The organism is Streptomyces tricolor (assembly GCF_002155905.1).
Classification (GTDB): domain Bacteria; phylum Actinomycetota; class Actinomycetes; order Streptomycetales; family Streptomycetaceae; genus Streptomyces; species Streptomyces tricolor.
The window spans coordinates 1-16962 of record NZ_MUMF01000421.1; the positions used below are offsets into that span (position 1 = coordinate 1).

At 73.0% G+C, this 16962-nt stretch carries 16 protein-coding genes and 1 riboswitch; of the genes, 5 read left to right on the top strand and 11 right to left on the bottom strand.

Features of this window, described 5'->3' with window-relative positions:
* The coding region (locus tag CCN44_RS27915) for an ATP-binding protein (protein WP_276329131.1) at positions 1–2249 on the bottom strand (2249 nt) is incomplete at its 3' end.
* A 555-nt stretch (positions 2250–2804) separates the two neighbouring features.
* On the opposite strand from CCN44_RS27915, the gene CCN44_RS27925 reads away from it, so the two are divergent.
* The 3 genes from CCN44_RS27925 to CCN44_RS27935 are packed head-to-tail and all read left to right on the top strand — an operon-like array spanning position 2805 to position 5266.
* Entirely contained in the window at positions 2805–3077 is a 273-nt protein-coding gene (locus CCN44_RS27925) for a hypothetical protein (protein WP_059254619.1), read from the top strand.
* Positions 3078–3109: 32 nt separating this feature from the next.
* On the top strand, positions 3110–3865 hold the full coding sequence (locus tag CCN44_RS27930; protein WP_143649994.1) for a hypothetical protein: 756 nt from the start codon (positions 3110–3112) through the stop codon (positions 3863–3865).
* A 6-nt stretch (positions 3866–3871) separates the two neighbouring features.
* On the top strand, positions 3872–5266 hold the full coding sequence (locus CCN44_RS27935; RefSeq protein WP_086700566.1) for a hypothetical protein: 1395 nt from the start codon (positions 3872–3874) through the stop codon (positions 5264–5266).
* A 79-nt stretch (positions 5267–5345) separates the two neighbouring features.
* On the opposite strand, the gene CCN44_RS27940 is transcribed toward CCN44_RS27935, so the two are convergent.
* The 4 genes from CCN44_RS27940 to CCN44_RS27955 form a co-directional block, all read right to left on the bottom strand.
* A complete protein-coding gene (locus CCN44_RS27940) occupies positions 5346–6419 on the bottom strand; it encodes a M14 family metallopeptidase (RefSeq protein ID WP_086700568.1) in 1074 nt (357 codons plus the stop codon).
* A gap of 18 nt (positions 6420–6437) precedes the next feature.
* Positions 6438–6746 (bottom strand): hypothetical protein, encoded by a 309-nt coding sequence (locus CCN44_RS27945; protein WP_059254615.1) that lies wholly within the window; start codon positions 6744–6746, stop codon positions 6438–6440.
* 111 nt (positions 6747–6857) lie between these two features.
* Complete coding sequence (locus CCN44_RS27950; RefSeq protein WP_059254614.1) at positions 6858–7598, bottom strand: TetR/AcrR family transcriptional regulator; 741 nt, start codon at positions 7596–7598, stop codon at positions 6858–6860.
* Between the two features lie 103 nt (positions 7599–7701).
* On the bottom strand, positions 7702–8886 hold the full coding sequence (locus tag CCN44_RS27955) for an MBL fold metallo-hydrolase (RefSeq protein WP_059254613.1): 1185 nt from the start codon (positions 8884–8886) through the stop codon (positions 7702–7704).
* Between the two features lie 180 nt (positions 8887–9066).
* Here CCN44_RS27955 and CCN44_RS27960 point away from each other — a divergent pair, with 180 nt between their 5' ends.
* Positions 9067–9687, top strand: coding sequence for a TetR/AcrR family transcriptional regulator (locus tag CCN44_RS27960; protein WP_086700571.1), 621 nt, complete (start codon positions 9067–9069; stop codon positions 9685–9687).
* A gap of 311 nt (positions 9688–9998) precedes the next feature.
* Here CCN44_RS27960 and CCN44_RS27965 read toward each other — a convergent pair whose 3' ends face one another.
* The 3 genes from CCN44_RS27965 to CCN44_RS27975 form a co-directional block, all read right to left on the bottom strand.
* Positions 9999–10784 carry an SGNH/GDSL hydrolase family protein gene (locus CCN44_RS27965; RefSeq protein ID WP_059254611.1) on the bottom strand — a complete coding sequence of 262 codons (786 nt, stop codon included), beginning with the start codon at positions 10782–10784 and terminating at the stop codon, positions 9999–10001.
* 221 nt (positions 10785–11005) lie between these two features.
* Positions 11006–11905, bottom strand: coding sequence for a M23 family metallopeptidase (locus tag CCN44_RS27970; RefSeq protein WP_086700573.1), 900 nt, complete (start codon positions 11903–11905; stop codon positions 11006–11008).
* Positions 11906–11910: 5 nt separating this feature from the next.
* Positions 11911–12064, bottom strand: a riboswitch (cyclic di-AMP (ydaO/yuaA leader).
* A 321-nt stretch (positions 12065–12385) separates the two neighbouring features.
* Entirely contained in the window at positions 12386–14458 is a 2073-nt protein-coding gene (locus CCN44_RS27975) for an alpha-galactosidase (RefSeq protein WP_086700576.1), read from the bottom strand.
* A 171-nt stretch (positions 14459–14629) separates the two neighbouring features.
* Between CCN44_RS27975 and CCN44_RS27980 the strand changes: the two genes are divergently transcribed.
* Entirely contained in the window at positions 14630–15427 is a 798-nt protein-coding gene (locus CCN44_RS27980) for a tyrosine-protein phosphatase (protein ID WP_059254608.1), read from the top strand.
* A gap of 40 nt (positions 15428–15467) precedes the next feature.
* Here CCN44_RS27980 and CCN44_RS27985 read toward each other — a convergent pair whose 3' ends face one another.
* The 3 genes from CCN44_RS27985 to CCN44_RS27995 form a co-directional block, all read right to left on the bottom strand.
* Complete coding sequence (locus CCN44_RS27985) at positions 15468–16268, bottom strand: hypothetical protein (RefSeq protein WP_059254607.1); 801 nt, start codon at positions 16266–16268, stop codon at positions 15468–15470.
* A 30-nt stretch (positions 16269–16298) separates the two neighbouring features.
* Positions 16299–16421, bottom strand: coding sequence for a DUF6126 family protein (locus CCN44_RS27990; RefSeq protein WP_059254606.1), 123 nt, complete (start codon positions 16419–16421; stop codon positions 16299–16301).
* A partial coding sequence (locus CCN44_RS27995) for a helix-turn-helix domain-containing protein (protein ID WP_086700579.1) occupies positions 16418–16962 on the bottom strand: 545 nt, incomplete at its 5' end. The genes CCN44_RS27990 and CCN44_RS27995, both read right to left, overlap by 4 nt.

Sequence of the window (16962 nt, forward strand, 5' to 3'; positions counted from 1 at the left end):
GTGCGGTGCAGATCCGTGCGGTGCAGATCCGTGCGGTGCGGATCCGTGTGGTGCGGATCCGGTTGGCCCGGGTCCGGTTGGCCCGGCGCCGTGTAGCCCGTGGCCGAGTGGCCCGGGCCTGTGGGGTCCGGGGCCATGTGGGTGGAGGCCATGTGGTCGGAGCCCCTGTGGTGTCCGCCGCTGTGTGGCGTGCCGACATGGTCCGAGCCGCCGCCGTGCTCGGGGCGTACGCGTGCCGGCTCGGAGGAGTCGGGCGCGGGGGCCGGGAGATGGGCGCCGGACATGTGCGCGGCATCCATGGGGGCAGGGCCCATGTCTCCGTACCCCGTGCCGCCGTACACCGACGAGGTGCCGTACTCCGGCTCCTGGCGCCCCGGTTCCTGGTACGACGGCTCCTCGTACTCCGCGTCCAGGCTCTGCTGGGCCTCGGCGAGGCCGATCCCGCGCTGGAAGGCGGCCATCAGACCGGGGTCGTGCCCGGCGACGGTGTCGTTGTCCTGACGCGGCGCGGGGCCGCCGCGCAACTGCGGCACGATGTGCTCCTGGGCGCGCCGGCGCGGCAGTTGGGGCTTGTCCATGGTGCCGCGGACCGTGCCGACGCGCGGGGTGGGCAGGATGCCCGTGTGCGCCTCCACCGCTGCCCGGTCCTCGGCACTGATGCCGGGCACGGCCTCGGCGGGGGTGGGCCGCTCCTGCTGGGCGCCGCGCACGGGCAGCGGCGGCGGGGCGGCTCCCTGTCGTCCGCGCGCACCGCTCTCGGACCCGCGCCGCCCGGACCCGCGCTGTGCGTGCCGCCGCCGCCCGGCGCCCGCCCCGGCCTCGCCGGCACCGTCCCGCGCCTGGGCACCGGCCGCGGTCTCGACCGCACCCGCAGCGGCGCCCCCGGGCCGGGAAGCACCCCCGGTGCCGGAAGCGTTCCCGGCGTCCGGAGTGCTCCCGGCGCCCGGCGCGCCCCCGCTCACCGCCGTCCGCGCACCCCCGGTCACCGCCGTCTGTGCAGGCGGCGGTACGGCGGTCGCGTCGGCCGTGCCCGGCACGCGCGGCGCGTTGCCCAACAGCACCTGGGGGACGACGAGTACGGCCTGCACTCCGCCGTAGATGTTGGTCTGCAGCCGGACGTGGATGCTGTGCCGGCGGGCGAGCTGGGAGACGACGTAGAGGCCGATGCGGCCGTCGGCCAGCAGGCTGGCGACGTTGACCTGGTCGGGGTCGGCGAGCAGGGCGTTCATCCGGTTCTGCTCGGCGACGGGCATGCCCAGCCCGCGGTCCTCGACCTCCACGGCGAGCCCCGAGGTGACGAGGTTGGCGCGGAGCAGCACCTGGGTGTGCGGGGCGGAGAACACGGTGGCGTTCTCGATGAGTTCGGCGAGCAGGTGGATGACGTCGGCGACGGCGTGGCCGCGCAGTTCGCCGTCGATGGGGGGGACGAGCTTGACCCGGGAGTACTGCTCGACCTCGGCGATGGCGGAGCGCAGCACCTCGGTCATGCTGACCGGGTTGCTCCACTGCCGGCGGGAGACCGCGCCACCGAGCACGGCGAGGTTCTCGGCGTGCCGCCGGATGCGGGTGGCCAGATGGTCCACGTGGAAGAGGCCCTTGAGCAGGTCGGGGTCCTCGATCTCGTTCTCCAGGTCGTCGAGGATCGAGATCTCCCGGTGCACGAGCGACTGAAGCCGGCGTGCGAGGTTGACGAACACCTCCAGCTTCTGTTCGCTGCCGGTCTGGCTGGAGAGCTGGGCGGCGCGGACGACGGCGGTGACGGCGCCGTCGTGCGCGCGGGCCAGGTCGGCGGCGAGCAGTTCGAAGTCGTCGGCGTCCGCGGGCGGCCGGTGGCGCGGACCGCGCTGCGGCGGGGCCTCGCCCTGGCGGAGCGCGTCGACCAGAGCGTGCAGCTCGGCCTCGCCGCGCGCGGCGGTGCGGCGCAGCGCGTCGACGCGGTCGGTGGCCGAGCGGGCGGCGCGGTCGGCGGCCACGGCGGCGATCAGGATGCCGGCGACGGTCACGGTGACCGCTCCGGCGAGCACGGCCCACAGGACGGGACCGGTGCGTGCGCCGGTGGAGCGGATGCTGAAGAGAACCGCGGCGGTGGCGCTGAGCGCGACCGCGAGGGGCGGCAGGACGGCGAGCCGCATGAGCTGGGGCCGTATGTGTGTTTCGGTCAGTGCGGGAGCGGGTCGCGCGACCGGCCTCCCGTGCCGGCCGCCCTCGCGGCGGTCGGCACGGGTGGCCGGTGCTCGGAGGTGAGACATCTGCGTCCTCGTACTGGTCCGTCGGGCCTGTGTCCGCGGTGCGCGCTGCGGGCATGCGTCGATGCGGGCGCGCGTCATCACGGCGTCGGCCGGCGGGACCGGCGGACCCGGCCGCGCGTCGCCCGACGGACACTCACAGTAGTTGCCTGAGCATCATGTGCGGTGGGCAGTTGACAAAGTCCCCCGAGGAGCGTCCCGCTCTGGTATGAGGCGTCGTACGAAAGTCCGATGACCCCTGTGCGGTGCGCGATCGAACCTCAGATAGGACCGATCCGGCCTGGTCACAAGCGGTCAGGAACGGAAGGGGCCACCGATCACGGCCCGCCCGGTGCCGCCGCGTCGAGCCGCCCGCCCGCGCACCGCCGGGGACGCTTCACCGACTGGCGGGGCGGCTCCGCAGGGCCTTCGCCGCCCGGTCGTCACCAGCAGATCGTCACAGAACGTGCTCGCTTTGGCCTTGACCGGGCTGGGGGCCGAGCGGAGACTGGTGTACGTAGTACGTGTGCTCCGTAGGTGTACTGCGGCACCCCCGTCGGCACAGAGGGGAGGCTGCCCATGGCCTTCCGCACGCTTCACGGTTCGCGCCCGGTCCGGACCCGCTTCTGGGCGGAAGTCGCTCTGGGCACCCTGTCCGGGCTGCTCTTCCTCGCCACGCTGATCCGGCCCACCTGGATCGAACTCGTCTTCGGCGTCGATCCGGACGCCGGGAGCGGGGCGGCGGAATGGCTGATCGTGGCCATCACCGCGCTGGTCACCGCGGTGTGCGCCCTCGGCGCGCGGCTCGAATGGCGCCGCACACACCCGGCCGCCGCGCACTCCCCGCGTTAGCGGCACCAGGCTGAGGCGAGAGGGAGAACACCATGCCTGAAGACCTCAGCGAACTCGTCCGGAGGACCCCCTTGAGCTTCCTCGGCACGGTCGTGCGGCTCGGCGACTCGCGGGTGGCGAGCGTCCCGGCCGACGACCGCACCGCCGTGGTCCGGGTCTCCGAGGTGCTGCACGCGCCCGACGCGCTGAAGCGGCTCGCCGGCAGCGAGGTCACCGTGCAGCTGTCCGCCGACCTCGACCGGCCGGCCGTCGGCGACGCCGCGGCGTTCTTCACCGACGGGGCGGTCTACGGCGAGGGCCTCGCCGTGAGGGAGGTGGGGCGGCTGCCCGCCGACTCCGTACAGCCGCACGTGTCCCGCGCGGCCAGGACCGCCGACGCCATGCCGTTCACGGCGGTGGAACGCGACATCCAGGACGCGGACATGGTCGCGCACGCGGACGAGGCGGACGCGGTCGTCGTCGGCGTCGTCGTCGGACTGCGCCAGGCGGACACCGGGAGCACGGGCGAACGGGTCTCGGAGCACGCCCCGGACTGGTGGCTCGCGGACCTCGACGTGGGGCACGTGGAGCAGGGGGACGTGGCGCCCGGGCTGCTCACGGTGCTCTACCCCAACAGCCGGGACTTCCGCTGGTACGACGCCCCGAAGCCACACCCCTCGCAGCAGGGCATGTGGCTCCTGCACACCACCGAGGGCGAACTGGCCGGCTGGGCGCCCTTCCAGATCCTCCACCCGGACGACTACCAGCCGGCGCAACGGCTGGAGACCCTGCACGCGGCGCGGAGGTGACCGGGCATGCCCACGCTCACGATCGTCAACATCACCCCCGTCGCCCTGAGCGGGGACCGCACCCAGGACGCCGAGCCCAGCCTCGCCGTCAACCCGCAGCACCCCGAGGAGATCGTCGCCACCGCGTTCACCCCCGACCCGATGGGCGGCCCCCTCGCCCCGGTCTACGTGTCGACCGACGGCGGGAACACCTGGGTGATGCGCAGCATCGTCCCGGGCGGCACCGCACAGCTGGGCACGGGTGACATCTCGGTCGGCTTCGGGTCCGAGGGAGGGGCCCTGTACGCGGGCATCCTCAATGCCGAGGCCTCCCTCAGGGACATCCTGCGCATGCAGATCCTGCGCTCGCCGGACATCGCCTCGGCGGCGCCCATGGAACTCCTGGTCAGCCGGGACCGGGCCGACCAGCCGTGGGTCGAGGCCGGCAGCGTCCGGGTCGACGGCAGCGCGCGCGACCGCGTCTACGTGTCCAACAACGACCTGGGGCGCCTCCCGAGGTCCGCCGCCGTGGACGTCTCCGGCAACGCCCGTACGGCGCCGGCGCCCGCCGGCTTCCGGCGCACCGTCGTGGAACGGCGCACGCCCTCCGGCCAGGACGGGCCGCCCGTGCGCACCGCGCTGCACCCGGACGGCACGGTGTACGCGGTCTTCGAGAGCTGGACGGACGCGACCGCCGGCGGGGGCGACATCGTGAACGTCACCTTCGACGTCGTCGTCACCCGCGACGACAACGGCGGCGTCGGCGCGAACCCGTTCGAGGACCTCAAGGACGCCGACGACTCGGCCGTCGGCCAGCGCGTGGTGACGAGGCGGTCCGAGCGGTTCAACGCCTTCATGGGGCAGGAGCGCCTCGGCGGCGACCTGTCGATCGCGGTGGACCCGACGGACCCGGCGAGCGTCTGGGTGGCCTGGTGCGACCGGGTCGGCGGTCAGATGGGCTGCACGCTGCACGTACGCCACTCGGCCGACGGCGGGCAGACCTGGTCGCGGGACGTCCGCACCGTCACGGATGCCAAGAACCCGGCCCTGGCCGCGAACACCGACGGGCTCCTCGGGTTCGCCTGCCAGCAGTTCAAGCAGCGGCAGTGGGTGACGGCGCTGGAGCTGACGGCCGACGACTGGCAGAGCACGCCGGAGCGGCATGTGCTCCATCAGGCTCCGGCCGCCGTGCCCGTCGCCCGGTTCCTGCCGTACCTGGGCGACTACATCCGGCTGCTCACCGTGGGCCGGGACTTCTACGGGGTGTTCTCCGGCAACAACACCCCGGACCTGGCCAACTTCCCGGAGGGAGTGACCTATCAGCGCCACGCCGACTTCGTGCACCACCAGTTGCTCGACCTGGACAACGTGACACGGGTACCCACGTCCATCGACCCGTTCTTCTTCCACCGCACCCCGTGATGCCGGCGGGCCGCACCGGCCCGTTCCGCGGATCGAGGCGCCCGCCGGGGCGGGCGCCTCGATCCATGCCGTGCCGTGGTCAGGTGAGGGCGGTGAGGCAGAACCGGACGAGTCCGGCGTCGACGTCCAGGATGATCCGCTCCATCTCGGCCCACGGCGGGTGGAAGCCGCCGGCCGTGTCGCCCCACTCGACGGTGAAGCCGAGGATCTTGCCCTTCCGCTCGTCGACGATGTGCCGTGCGTGGGCGTAGTCGTCGCTGGTTCCGCAGGTGGGGTACAGGTGGTAGCCGGACATCGGCCGGTAGGTACGGCCGCGCACGCCGTGCAGGGCCGCGCAGAACTGCCGCGCGAGCACCATGGAGTCGTCGGCGTCGGACTTCGCGAAGTACTCCCCGTAGGCGTCCGCGCCGCGACCGCGCTGATGGTCGTAGGCGGGGTTGAGGAAGTTCTGGGACGGCTCCCCGGACTGGTTCTCGTCGTCTCCCCAGACGGTCAGCAGCGCCTCGGAGTAGCTGTGCACGTCGATGAACCAGCGGGTGCGCGGGCAGGAGTCGAGCAGCCAGCGGACGTTGCGCGTCTCCGGCTCGGAGAAGGGCCGGGGGCCCTGGTACACCAGGTCGCCCGGATCGGAGGAGACGCGCGGTGCCGCGGCGGGATCGAAGGCGGTCTCGAAGTCGAACAGGAAGTCGTAGTTGCGGTTGATGTCGACGCCGATGCGCTCCGGATCGCCGCCGGACTGCGCCGGGTTGCGGTTCTTGCGCCACATCGGCTCGACGGTCTGGCTGTACCGCCGGCCGTCCGGGTTGACCAGCGGGAAGACGACGAGGTCCAGTTCGCGCAGGATCTTGCGGACGTCGTCGGCGGTGAAGCCGGTGCCGCCGTACACGAGACCGGTGCCGGCGGCGTACGCCTCCAGCAGGTCGGCGGCGAGATCGACCAGGATCTCGCAGCTGCCCCATTCACGGGCGTGCACGCCGCCGATCAGCACCACGCAGTCGTTGGTCCCGGCCGGCACGGTGCCGATCCGCAGGGCGTGGCAGGCGCGGCCCTCGACCGAGGGCTCGGGCAGCTCGATCAGGTCGCTCGCGCCCGGGAAGGCGGTGGCCAGGCTGGTCACGGCGGACTCGACCTCGGTGATGTTCAGGTACGGCATGGTGGTCCTCCCGGCGCCCTAGACCTTGTCGGCCAGCCCGTGGGGGACGGCTTCGGCGGGGGCGAAGCGGTCGCCGCGGCCGACCTCGGCCTGGCGCTCCCGGCCCGCGGCCGCGACGTCCTCGACCGGGGTGACCGACACGCCGTCGCGCTCCAGTGCTTCGGCCTGCTCGGGGGAGAGGAAGGCCTCGATGGTGCAGCTGCCGTCGGCGGCTCGGCGGGCGAGCCCGCCGACGTCGGGGTGGGTGTCGCGCAGGAGGGCGCGCAGGGTTTCGACGTCCCGGGCGGTGACCCGTACGCGCAGGACGGGCTGAGGGGTGCTGGACATGACGGCTTCTTCCGGGCGGGGCACACGCGACGCTCGCGCCCGGGTGCGGCCGGGCGCCGGATGCGCTATGTCGCGCTCTACGGCTATATGCCCGATGTGTACATTGTCATCTCAGGGTGCTCCGCGGCCGTAGAAGGCGTCAAGGGGGGCCTCGGGCATGCGGCCCAGCAGCTTGTCGAGTCCGTCGGTCAGCTCGCGTTCGTCGTCGTACTCGGCGAAGTGCGGGACGAGGGCGCGCAGCCGGGGGTAGTCGGCGGCGGACAGCCGGTGCAACCCGAGTCGCAGCACGGGGTCCGGCTCGTCGGGGTTGTCCACCACCTGGCGCTTGTCCACGAGCAGACAGCCGAGGGTCCAGGAGACGAAGGTGCGGTAGATCGCCAGCGCGGTGCGGTCGTCGAATCCGGCGCGGGCGAGGACGGCGAACACGTGCTCGGTGAGCTGGAGCCAGGGCTCGGGCCGCCGGGCCACGGGCACGGAGAGCGGGCGGGCGGCCACCACGGGGAGCACCTCGGGATGGGCGTGCACCACGCAGGCGAACGCCCGCGCGACGCGCCGCAGTTCGGTCCGCCAGGGCGCTTCGGCGGCAGAGGCCGTGTCGGCGCGGGCCTGCTCGACCGAGGTCCGCAGCCGTTCGTTGACCTCCGCGAAGAAGGCCTCCACCAGGCCGTCGAGCAGGCCCTCCTTGCCGTCGGTGTACCGGTACAGAGCCATCGGCTCCACGCCCAGGTCCGCGGCCAGGCGGCGCATGGTCAGGGCCGCCAATCCCTCTCGGTCCACGAGGGCGACGGCCGCGGCGAGCACCACGGGACGGCTCAGCCGCCGTCGCCTCTCGGGTTTGCTGCGCTCTGCCATGGCCGCACTCCGCGTACACCGTACATTTCATTCACAATCGTACGTTTTATCCGCGGAAATGGATTCTTCTGCCCGCCCGGGGGACGGCGGGGGCCCACCGCGCTCAGTGCGTACGGTCGGCGGTGCCACGGGCGGGCGGCTCGGCGACGAACGCGCCGACCGAGCGCCAGGTGCGCCGGACGTCTCCCGAGACGCCCCGCCACCATGCCTCGGCGGGCAGCTTGCCGGCGGGCTCGAAGGGCTCGCCCGGCCGGGGCAGGGCCACCGCCTGACCGGCCTCCTCGGCGGCCTCCTTCGTCCACTCCCCCGGCTCGGCCCACGGATGCGGGGCGAGGTTGAAGGTGCCCCAGTGGATCGGCAGCAGCACGCCGTGCGGCGCTCCGCCCTGCAGGTCGAGGTGGGCGCGCAGCCCCTCCTCGGGCGTCATGTGGATGTCGGGCCAGAACTCGCTGTACGCCCCGATCTGGATCATGGTGGCGTCGAACGGGCCGTGCGCGGCGCCGATGTCCTTGAAGCCGTCGAAGTAGCCGGTGTCACCGCTGTGGTAGATCCGGTGTTCGTCGCCGGCGACGGTCCAGGACGCCCAGAGGGTGTGCTGGGTGTTGCGCAGCCCCCGGCCGCAGAAGTGCCGGGCCGGGGTGGCGGTGAGGGTGAGTCCGCCGATCCTGGTGGACTCGTGCCAGTCGAGTTCGCGCAGCCGGTCCGCCGGCACGCCCCAGTGCTCCAGGTGGGCGCCGACGCCGAGCGGCACCGCGAACAGGGTGCCCGTGCCCGCCAGCGCCTTGATGGTGGGCAGGTCCAGGTGGTCGTAGTGGTCGTGCGAGATGACGACGACGTCGACCGGGCCGAGGGCGGCCAGCGGCAGCGGCACCGGATGCAGCCGCTTGGGCCCGGCGAAGGGGAAGGGGGAGCAGCGCTCGCCCCAGACCGGGTCGAAGAGCACCCGGTGACCGTCGATCTCGGCGAGCACGCTGGAGTGGCCCATCCAGGTCAGCCGCAGTCCGGTGGCGGGCGGCTCGGCCAGGTCGGCGAAGGTCGTGGGGTGGACCGGCACGGTTCCCCTGGGGGCGCGCAACGGCCGGGTGTCCTTGTCGAGGAAGACCTTCGCGAGGTCCAGCGTGGAGCCGGAGGGCCGGGTGCGGGCCGGGCCACCGGGGTTCTGGAAGACACCGTCCTTGAAGTGCGGGGAGCGGCGGATGCGTGCCAGGCGCTCACCGCCCGGGTCCGCGCCGAACGCAGCGGGCCGCAGCGCGCGCAGCCCGGTGCTCGAAGAACGCAAACCGGTCACGGTACCTCCCGGTGGAGTGGGTGAGGCCCTCCATTATGGTCGGCCCCTCCGACAGTCCGGGCACGCAGGGGTCCGCCCGCCCGCTGCTGACGATCCGTTCGGCGCTTCGGTCGGTGCCGGTACCGGACCGCTTCCGACCGACGGCGCTCGTACGCGATCGGCTGCGACTAGGGTGAGCCCGTGGCGAGAGTGCGGTTGAGCGTGGCGGAGCGGCGGGAGGAACTGCTGCGGGCAGCCATCGAGCAGATCGAGGAACGGGGCGTGGCGGCGGTGCGGATCGCCGACGTGGCCGCGGCCCTCGGTGTGAGCAACGCGCTGGTGCTGTACCACTTCTCCACGAAGGAGAAGCTGGTCGCCGCCGCGTTCACGTACGCGGCCGAGGACGACCTCGCGCACCTGCGGAAGCTGCTGGGCCGGCGGACCACCGCGCTGCGCCGGCTGCGGGCCGCGGTGCGCTGGTACGCGCCGACCGGGCAGGCCAAGGGCTGGCGGCTGTGGATCGAGGGCTGGGCCGTGGCCCTGCGCGAGCCCACTCTGCGGAAGGTCACCCGGGAACTCGACAAGGAGTGGAAGGCGGCGATCGCGGAGGTCATCGCCGAGGGCGTCGCGGCCGGCGAGTTCGCGTGCGCGGACCCGGCCGGTACGGCGCTGCGGCTGACCGCGCTGCTGGACGGGCTGGCGGTCCAGCTGACGTCGTACCCGGGCGCGGTGGCCCGGTACCGGGCGCAGGAGTGGGTGGACGACGCCCTCGCCCGGGAACTGGGCCTGGACCGGAGCGCGTTGGCCGAACGGGAGCAGTGAGCGCGGCGGGAGCGTCGGTCGAGCGGAGCCGGTGAGCACGACGGGGGCGCCGACCGGAACGGAACCGGACACCACGACAGGGGCGGTGACGTGGGCGCACGCACGCACCCCGCACACACCCCGGCGCACGCACGCACCCCGCACACACCCCGGCCCACGCAAACCCGCAGCCCCGGCCCACGCAAACCCGCACCTCGCGCACGCGCCCACACACGCCCGGCCCGCACACCTCCGCACCTCTGGCCCGCACACCCCCGCACCCCGGCCCGCGCACGCACGTGGCGCGGGCCGGTGGAGCGCGGGCAGCGGGGTCAGGCCACGGAGGCGATGCGCATCTTGATGGCGTCCGGCGACAGCGTGCCCTTCGCGGTCACATGGTCCCCGGAGGACTCGCCGCGCAGCCGGCGCCCGATCCAGGGGACGAGGAACTCGCGGGCCCACTGGACGTCGTCGCGGCGGACCTCCAGGGTGCCCCGGGGCGGCAGCGGCGGCCACGGCTGCTCCGGGTCGGCCGGCACCTCCAGGCCGAGGACCTGCCCGGCGCGCAGCGCCACGCGCGTGTGGCCCTCGGGCGAGAGGTGCAGCCGGTCGTTGTCCCAGGCCCTGCGGTCCTGCACGGACTTCAGCGACCACAGGTCGAGCACGGGACAGCCGTACCGGTCGGCGATGGCCCGGACGTGCCCGTTGTAGGTCGCGATCTTGCCGCGCAGGTGCTTGAGCACGGGGACGCCCCGGGTGTCGAAGCCGGTCGTCACCATCACCGTGCCGACGGCCTCGGTCAGCCGGGCCACGGCGCGCTCGAAGCGCTCGGCGACCTCGTCCGGGTCGGTGCCCGGGCGGATGATGTCGTTGCCGCCCGCGCAGAAGGAGACCAGGTCCGGGGCGAGTTCGACGGCCTTCGGGAGCTGGTCGGCCACGATCTGGTCCAGCAGTTTCCCGCGCACGGCGAGGTTGGTGTACTGGAAGTCGCCCTCGGGACGCCGGTCGGCGAGCAGCACCGCGAACCGGTCGGCCCAGCCCACGAACGCCCCGTCGGGGCCGGGGTCGCCGACGCCCTCGGTGAAGCTGTCCCCCACCGCCACGTACGACCCGATCACTGATGTGTTGTCATTCTTCGAATCGTCTGCCACGAAGGACCATGATTCACCTTCCGATGTGACTTACGCGACCGTAAGCAGGGGTTGACGAGCGGTGAGATGAGACACTCTTAAAGAATTTGCCAAGCCAGGAATACGGTCACCGGGCACACCGAAGGCCGGACCCGGGGATCGGGGCCCGGCCTTCGGAGGCGTGCGGGCGGGTGGCGCGAGGGGCGGCGTCAGCCGACGGCGACGCCGTGCGCGCGGAGGTAGGCGACCGGGTCCACGTCCGAGCCGTAGTCCGGCGTGGTGCGGATCTCGAAGTGCAGGTGCGGGCCGGTCACGTTGCCGGTGGCGCCCGACAGGCCGATCTGCTGCCCCGCGGTCACGGTCTGGCCGGCCGAGACGGAGAGCTGCGAGAGGTGGGCGTACTGGGCGTAGTGGCCGTCGTTCAGCTTGATGACGACCTGGTTGCCGTACGCGCCGCCCCAGCCCGCCGAGACGACGGTGCCCGCGGCGACGGCCTTGAGGGAGGTGCCGGTGGGGACGACGAAGTCGACGCCGGTGTGGTAGCCGCTGGACCACATGCTGCCGGCGACGCGGTAGGCGGTGCCGACGCCGGCGCCGGCCACCGGCAGGGTGTAGCCGGTGGAGGCGGTCTGCGCGGCGCCGGACGCGGACGCCTTGGAGGCGGCCGGCTGCGAGGCGGTCTGCCGGGGGGCGGCCGGCTGGGCGGGCTTCGGGGCGGCGGACTCGGTGCGGGCAGGCGCGGCCTTCGTACCGAGGCTGAGCTTCAGACCCGGGTGGATGAGCGCCGGGTCGGCACCGATGACCTGCCGGTTGTCGTCGTAGAGCCGCTGCCAGCCGCCGCTGACCCGCTGCTCCTCGGCGATCCGCGAGAGGCAGTCGCCGCTGCGCACGGTGTAGGTGCGTACACCCTGGTCCTGCTGCGCGGTCTCCGCCGTCTTCGGCAGGGACTGCACGGCCGTTCCGGATACGGGCTGCGCGGGGGTCGCGGCGTGCGCTCCGGTGGCCCCCATGAGCGGGAGGGCCAGGGCGGCTCCGCCGGTTCCGGCGACGGCGAGGGAGCGGGAAAAACGCGGGGTCTTGGGACGTCGGTGCTTACCCTTGGCGGGCATGGCGCAATTCCTCTCCGGCGCCTGCGAGGTCAGCTGTCGGGTTCGGGCTGGAGCTGCCCGGCCGTGCGCGGCACGGCTGCACCCCTAGCCTGTCGCGGAGACCGGGACAGGCAGTCGTACCTGGTGGGTCCCCCGCTCCTGCCGACGCGGGTCATGTGTGCGGAGTCCGGGCGGCGGCAGGATTCGGCGTTCCGCCCGGATTGAGGGCGAACGTAAGCGAGCAGGACGCGCCGGAACAAGCGACCGGTTCCCGTTGTTCGGGTTTCGGATGATCGGATACGGGAATTCGTGGTGACCGAGCGTGTATTCCCGCGCCCTTCGCCCTTTCAATTTCCCTTTTCAGGCCATGCATTACGTGGACATGACGCGCGACGCACGGTCACGGGTATGACGCTCCTCACGCGGCGCTCCTCCACGGCCCCTTATGCCGCGGCGAGTTGGAATGAAGGCACAAAGAATGCGCTAATTCGGGCAGAAGGCTCAGATGCGGCGCAGCCGGATGACCGTCGCATCGAGGTCGCCCTTCAGTCCCGTGCGCAGTCCGTGGTGCAGCAGGACGGCACCTCGGTGGACTTCGCCCGTTTCGCGGCATTCGTACGATGCTGCCGGGTCGAGTCCGCGCAGCCGCACCGCCGGGACCGGCTCGCCGTGGCTCTGCGCGTGCAGCCAGGCGAGGACGACACTCTCTTCGCCCCGGAGGTACTGCACGGCACTCAGGCCGCCCGCCGGGGGCCGCAGCCGGTACAGGTCGCCGTGCTGCACGACCGGGCGGATCTCCTTGTACAGCTCCACCCACCGGCGGGCCTCGGCCAGCTCCTCCGCGCTCCATTGCGTCAGGTCGCCGCCGACCCCCAGCACGCCCGCCATGGCACTGACGAACCGGAAGCGCAGCGAGCTGACCCGCCCGTTGAGCTGCGTGTTGGGGCTGTCGGTGACCCAGGCCGCCATCACGCGCGCGGGGTGGATCTGGGTGAAGCCGTGCTGGATGGCGAGCCGGTCCAGCGGGTCGGTGTTGTCGGAGGTCCACACCTGGTCGGTACGGCTCAGCACGCCGAGGTCGATCCGGCCGCCGCCGCCCGAGCAGGACTCGAAGGCGACCCGCGGGTGAGCCGCGCGCAGCCGGTCCAGCAAGGCGTACAGCGCGTGGACGTGGTCCACCCACAGGCGCTGCGGGTACGGCTCCCCCGGCCAGCCGGCGTCGGTGAAGCAGCGGTTGAAGTCCCACTTCACATAGTCGATCGGGGCGCTGGACAGCAGGGTGTCCAGCCGCTCCCAGAGGTACTGCCGGACGTCCTCGCGGGCGAGATTGAGGACGAGCTGATTGCGCAGCTCCGTCCGCTTTCGTCCCTGTTGGTACTGCACCCAGTCGGGATGGGCGCGGTACAGGTCGCTGTCCGGGTTGACCATCTCGGGCTCGACCCAGATGCCGAACCGCATGCCGAGCCCGTGCACCTGGTCGGCGAGCGGCTTGAGGCCGTGCGGGAAGCGGTCGGGGTTGGGCGTCCAGTCGCCGAGGCCGGCACGGTCGCTGGTGCGGGCGCCGAACCAGCCGTCGTCCACCACGAACAGCTCGACCCCGATCTCGGCGGCCCGGCGGGCGAGGGCGGCCTGCTGCTCCTCGGAGATGTCGAAGTACGTCGCCTCCCAGGAGTTGAACAGCACGGGCCGGTCCCGCTCGGCGTCCGGGATGACATGGGCGCGCTGGTAGGCGTGCCAGGCACGGCTCGCGCCGCCGAAGCCGCCGTCGCTCCACAGGCCCGCGAAGACCGGGGTGGTGTACGACTCCCCGGGCGCGAGGAGCAGCAGGCCGGAGTCGTCGTAGCCGGCGCCGCCGGTGATCTGCACGCGCGCGTCCGGGAGTTGGGCGACGGCGATGCGCCAGGAACCGGACCAGCCGAGCGCGCAGCCGTAGACCTCGCCGCGCTCCTCGGTGGCGTCGGTGTCCAGGGCGACCCAGGGCAGGTGCTGGTGGCCGGTGTGGCCGCGGCGGCTGCCGATGACCTTCTCGCCGTAGGTGAGCGGGGCGCTGGTGAGCCGGGACTCGGCGGCCCAGCGGCCGTGCAGCTGGGACAGCCGCCAGCCCTCGCGGTCGGGCAGGGTCCAGGTGGCCGCGTCGGCGCGGAGCAGCTCCACGCGCGCGTGGCCGCCGTTCTCCACGGTCACCCAGCGCTCCACGACGTCGCCGCGCATCCGGTAGTGCAGCGTGACGCCCACGCCGTCGTCGTCGAAGCGCAGCCGCAGCTCGTCGCCTGCGGCGGCGTACGACACGAAGCGCCACTCGGTGCCGCGCCGGTCCTCGGTGCGGACGGACAGGGCGGGACGGACGAAACGGGGTCCGCCCTCGACGGGGTACTCCTCACGACCGTCGAGCGGGGACTCGAAGGGCCAGTGACCGGGCAGCGGGCGCTCCGCGAGCGCCTCGGCGTCGGCCAGGGCGATCCGTGGCCCCCAGTGCAGATGGAGCAGCTCGTCCGCGTCGGTGAGATGCAGGGCGTAGCTGCTGCTGGGGCCCGACATGAGCCAGGTACGGCCGTCTTCGGCGATGTCCGTCATCGAGACCTCACAGGTGCCAACAGATCCGCGCAAGTGCCAACATCATCAGGGGCCGCGGACCCTCTGACAATGCCTGTGGACAACTCATTGCCCGAGGTAATCGATGCCGTATGGTCGTCTGAGCGCCCGCCGACGAGCCGCGACGGCGGGAACCGACCGGGAGGAGCCCCCGTGACGCAGCAGGTCCCGTCGACCGAGCCGGAGCTGGCCGGAGTGCGCAATTTCCGTGATGTGGGCGGGCTGCCGACCGTGGACGGGCGGCGGGTGCGCCACGGAGTGCTGTTCCGCAGCGGCCATCTCGCGCACGCGACCGAGGAGGACGCGGCCTTCCTCGCCTCCCTGGGCCTGCACACGATCTTCGACTTCCGCAACGCGGCCGACCAGAAGCTGGAGGGCCCCGACGTCGAGCTGCCCGGCGTGCGGAATGTGAACCTGCCGCTGAGCGACCCGGCGGACGGCGCCGAGTTCTGGAAGATGGTCCGCGACGGCGACCTCGACCAGCTGCGCGCGATCCTGGACGACGGCAAGGGCGCGGCCCGGATGATCGACTCCTACCGGAAGATCGTCACCGAGCGCACCGCCGAGCACTCCCGGGTGCTGCACGCGCTCGCCGAGGACAGCGTGCCCGCGCTGATGCACTGCGCGGCCGGCAAGGACCGCGCGGGCATCTCCATAGCCGTGACCCTGCTGGCCGTGGGGGTCGAGCGGGACGCGATCGTGGCCGACTACCTGGAGTCCAACGCCAAGCACCGCCGTTACAAGGTCCGGCGCAGCGGCAGCGCGGACACCGCGTACACCCCCGAGGTGATGGCGCTGCTCGACCCGCTCTTCGACGCCCGCGCCGAGTACCTGGCGGCGGCCTTCGCGAGCATCGAGGAGACCTGGGGCGACACGGACACGTACCTGGCGCAGGGCCTGGGCCTGTCCCCCGACTCCCGCGAGCGGCTGCGCGCGCGCCTGCTCGACTGACCGGGGAGCCCGCTGCCGGCAACGCCGTGCGGCCCGCGGGTCAGGGGGCCCAGGGCAGGCGGACGGCCTCGATCTCCGGGTCGGCCAGGAGGGCCTCGACGAGCGGGACGGGGCCCGCCACCTTGGTGGCCCACAGGTCGTAGTCGGTGCACAGAACCCAGGAGCGGTCCTCGGCCCAGAGGTTGGACGGGCTGAACTCGACCTCGGGGTTGTCGTAGAGGTCCCCGGCGTCGCCGAGCCGCCCGGCCCGTACGTGCGGGTTCTCGAAGTCGGGGTTCCGGAGCATCAGCGGGCTGTAGTAGGCCAGGCAAGGGGTGTCCGGGCCCGCCGGGCTGTGCGCGGTGAGCACCTCGATCAGCCGGTGCCAGGACTCGCGGTCCAGGCTGCCCTCGGTGGGCGGCGTGATCCGCAGCGGCCAGCTGCCGCCCTGCTTCGCCGAGGGGAAGCAGCGGAAGGAGGGCAGGAGTCCCTCGGGCACCACGGGGTCGCCGGTCCGCGCGGCCAGTTCCGCCCAGCGCAACCGCCGCCGGCCGGGGCCCGGATGCCCGGCGCGGCCGAGCCCGCCGCCGGTGGCGACCCCCACCTCGGTGAGGTCGAGGTCCCCGACGATATGCCGGGCCACGCTGCCGTCCGCGACCCGGGCCCGGTGGTACGCGTCGTAGGCCACGCCGTCCGGACCCCGCTCGTGCTCGTACATGGCGTTGAGCACCCAGGCGGCGTCCGGCAGCGGCGGCGGCATGAACCCGGTGACGCCGTCCCCGGCCAGTTCGCGCAGCCAGTCGGCCGTGCGCGGCGAGGCGAGCGGCCAGCGCGCGGCCACCGGATCGGATGTCTCGGGCATCCGCACATCCTGCCACGCCGGCCCGGCGGGTCAGCTCTTGCCGCCCACCGCGAACAGCAGGTAGAGGAAGGCGGCCAGGACGTGCCCGAGGGCGATGTAGATGAGCAGCCGGATCCACAGGGCACGGGGGAACTTGGTCTCGAAGTCGCTCATGGCAGCTCTCCGGTCAGCGGCCCCAGGCACAGCGTGGCCGTGGGGCTCTGCAGCAGGGTGTGGACGAACAGCAGCTCGACGCCGTCGTGGTCCTCGGCGGCGAGGCGGTGCGGGGTGAGCGAGTCGAAGTGCGCGCTGTCACCGGGTCCGAGCAGGTGCGCGGTGTCGCCGAGCCGCAGCCGCAGGCGCCCCTTGAGGACGTAGAGCCACTCCTCGCCGGGGTGGACGCGCACGATGTCGCCCTGCGAGCCGTACGGCACCCGCACCCGCAGGGCCTGCATGCCGCGGCCGGGCGCCCCGGCCTGGACGTACGTCCAGCCGCCCGCCCGGGTCGGTTCCATGTCGGCGGCCCGCACGATCGCGTCCCGGTCGGCGACCGTCTCGCCGAGCAGTTCGGAGACGGTCGTACCGTAGATACGGGCGAGCGCCAGGAGCATCGGCAGCGACGGCTGCCGGTGCCCGGTCTCCAGGCGGGACAGATGGGCCGGCGAGAGCCCGGCGGCGCGTGCCGCGGCCTCCAGGGTGAGGCCGGCGCGCCGGC